Source organism: Erwinia sp. MYb416, from assembly GCF_037479575.1.
GTDB classification, from domain to species: domain Bacteria; phylum Pseudomonadota; class Gammaproteobacteria; order Enterobacterales; family Enterobacteriaceae; genus Erwinia; species Erwinia rhapontici.
The window spans coordinates 1-563 of record NZ_JBBGYT010000246.1 but is presented as its reverse complement, the minus strand read 5'-3'; the positions used below and the strand labels follow the sequence as shown (position 1 = coordinate 563).

Here is a 563-nt window from a genome sequence, read left to right as displayed (position 1 = left end):
GGCCTCCGGCTCTACTGTTAAGCTCAAATCTATGAATCCTTGCCAGATCCCCTCTGGCTTTAGCAGTCCATGAGACATTCATCTTATCTTGCCGCTGTTTTCAGTTGTCTAACAAAGCTCGTCATCTCTTCGATGCTAAACGTGTTCCCTGCGTCTACGTCTGCGAGTCCTTTCAGGATGGCTTCGCGGCGGCGTTCGTGATTGTGTATGAAGCTGTCCAGAGCCTCTCTGATGATGTAGCTCTTTGAGCGATCTTCTTCTTCTGCGATCGCATAAACTTTGCGAACGAGTGCGCGGGGGACTTCTGCGCTGATTGTCTGTTTTGTGATGGCAGCCATGATTGGTTTCCTCAGAGCTATTAGGAGTTATTAAGTAGTTTAGCACTGCGCAAATGGGATGACACCTGAGAAAAGGACGGTTTTTTGCGTCCTTTTTGGGATGACGCAGATCAAACTTTTTAGATAAGCGGTCGAATTGGGACAGCACTACAAAAACAGCCACTTTTTAATAAGCTTTATGGGATGGTTGTAGTAAAAATCTATTGAAACTGCTGGCCTTATGGG

Annotated in this window: 1 protein-coding gene; it reads right to left on the bottom strand. The window is 46.4% G+C overall.

The window, feature by feature from the left end; all coding sequences use genetic code 11:
* Positions 1 to 83: 83 nt before the first annotated feature.
* Positions 84 to 338: a CopG family ribbon-helix-helix protein gene (locus WH277_RS02285; protein ID WP_339504174.1), complete on the bottom strand. Its 255-nt coding sequence runs from the start codon at positions 336 to 338 to the stop codon at positions 84 to 86.
* Positions 339 to 563 lie beyond the last annotated feature (225 nt).